The sequence below is a fragment of the Actinomadura verrucosospora genome, from assembly GCF_039540335.1.
Classification (GTDB): domain Bacteria; phylum Actinomycetota; class Actinomycetes; order Streptosporangiales; family Streptosporangiaceae; genus Spirillospora; species Spirillospora verrucosospora.
This window is the reverse complement of the sequence record NZ_BAABEV010000101.1, coordinates 1-2,471: the sequence shown is the minus strand read 5'-3', so window position 1 is coordinate 2,471 and position 2,471 is coordinate 1. Positions and strand designations below refer to the sequence as shown.

The 2,471-nt window shown below is 64.3% G+C and carries 1 protein-coding gene; it reads right to left on the bottom strand.

What is annotated here, in order from left to right; genetic code table 11:
* Positions 1-2,468: ATP-dependent Clp protease ATP-binding subunit (locus ABD944_RS42095; protein WP_345187866.1), on the bottom strand; the 2,468-nt coding region annotated here is incomplete at its 3' end.
* Positions 2,469-2,471 lie beyond the last annotated feature (3 nt).

Sequence of the window (2,471 nt, the reverse complement as noted above, 5' to 3'; positions counted from 1 at the left end):
GGCACGCCCTTGAAGGTGAACTTGGCGTTCTCGGCGGTGTCGGTGTTGTCGGGGTCGAAGCCCTCGGTGCCGACGATGACGATCTGGCCGGGCTTGAGCTCGTTGTAGAGGATCTTCTCCGACAGGGTGTCCTCGATCTCGCGCTGGATGGTGCGGCGCAGCGGCCGCGCTCCCAGCACCGGGTCATAGCCCCGGATCGCCAGCAGGTCCTTGGCCTCCTGGCGCAGCTCGATGCCCATGTCGCGGTCGTGGAGCCGCTGGTCGACCTTGGCGATCATCAGATCCACGATCTGGATGATCTCCTTGGGCGTGAGCTGGTGGAACACCACCGTGTCATCGACACGGTTGAGGAACTCGGGCCGGAAGTGCTGCTTGAGCTCCTCCGACACCTTGGCCTTCATCCGCTCGTAGGAGCCCTGCTCGTCGTTCTGCCGCGCGAACCCCATCGACACGCCCTTGGAGATGTCCTTGGACCCAAGGTTGGTCGTCATGATGATCACGGTGTTCTTGAAGTCCACCACCCGCCCCTGGGCGTCGGTCAGACGACCGTCCTCCAGGATCTGCAGCAGCGAGTTGAAGATGTCCTGGTGGGCCTTCTCGATCTCATCGAACAGCACCACCGAGAACGGCTTGCGCCGCACCTTCTCGGTCAGCTGACCGCCCTCCTCATACCCGACATAGCCGGGCGGAGAACCGAACAGCCGCGACACCGTGTGCTTCTCCATGAACTCCGACATGTCCAGCTGGATCAGCGCGTCCTCGTCCCCGAACAAGAACTCCGCCAGCGTCTTGGACAACTCGGTCTTGCCCACCCCCGACGGGCCGGCGAAGATGAACGACCCACCCGGACGCTTGGGATCCTTCAACCCCGCCCGCGTCCGCCGGATCGACTGCGACAACGCCCTGATCGCGTCCTCCTGACCGATCACGCGCTTGTGCAGCTCATCCTCCATCCGCAGCAGCCGGGTCGACTCCTCCTCGGTCAGCTTGAACACCGGAATCCCCGTCGCGGTGGCCAGCACCTCGGCGATCAACTCATCGGTGACCTCGGCGACCACGTCCATGTCGCCGGCCTTCCACTCCTTCTCCCGCTGCGCCTTCTGCCCCAGCAGCTGCTTCTCCGAATCACGCAGCGCCGCGGCCTTCTCGAAGTCCTGCGCATCGATCGCCGACTCCTTCTCACGCCGCACATCAGCGATCTTCTCGTCGTACTCGCGCAGGTCCGGCGGCGCGGTCATCCGACGGATCCGCATCCGCGACCCCGCCTCATCGATCAGATCGATCGCCTTGTCCGGCAAGAACCGATCCGAGATGTAGCGGTCGGCCAGCTGCGCCGCCGCCACCAGCGCACTATCGGTGATCGACACCCGGTGATGCGCCTCGTAACGGTCCCGCAGCCCCTTGAGGATCTCGATCGTGTGCGACAACGACGGCTCGGCCACCTGAATCGGCTGGAACCGCCGCTCCAACGCCGCGTCCTTCTCCAGATGCTTGCGGTACTCATCCAGCGTCGTCGCACCGATCGTCTGCAGCTCACCCCGAGCCAGCATCGGCTTCAAAATCGACGCCGCGTCGATCGCGCCCTCCGCCGCGCCCGCACCCACCAGCGTGTGCAGCTCATCGATGAACAAGATGATGTCACCGCGGGTCCGGATCTCCTTGAGCACCTTCTTCAGACGCTCCTCGAAATCACCCCGATACCGCGACCCCGCCACCAAAGCACCCAGGTCCAGGGTGTAGAGCTGCTTGTCCTTGAGCGTCTCGGGCACCTCACCCTTGACGATCTTCTGCGCCAGCCCCTCCACCACCGCGGTCTTACCCACACCCGGCTCACCCACCAGCACCGGATTGTTCTTGGTCCGCCGCGACAGCACCTGCATGACCCGCTCGATCTCCTTGTCCCGGCCGATCACCGGGTCGAGCTTGCCCTCACGCGCCGCCTGCGTCAGATTCCGACCGAACTGGTCCAGCACCAGCGACGTCGACGGCGCCGCCTCCGACGGACCACCCGAAGCCGCCGGCTCCTTGCCCTGATACCCGTGCAGCAACTGGATCACCTGCTGCCGCACCCGGTTCAGATCAGCACCCAGCTTCACCAGCACCTGCGCCGCGACACCCTCACCCTCCCGGATCAACCCCAAAAGGATGTGCTCGGTACCGATGTAGTTGTGACCCAGCTGCAACGCCTCACGCAGCGACAGCTCCAAAACCTTCTTCGCCCGCGGAGTGAACGGGATGTGACCAGAGGGAGCCTGCTGCCCCTGACCAATGATCTCCTCGACCTGCTGACGCACGGCCTCAAGACTGATCCCCAGACTCTCCAGAGCCTTGGCCGCAACACCCTCACCCTCGTGGATCAGACCCAGGAGGATGTGCTCGGTACCGATGTAGTTGTGGTTGAGCATCCTGGCCTCTTCCTGAGCCAGAACGACAACCCGCCGCGCGCGGTCGGTGAACCTCTCGAACATCTC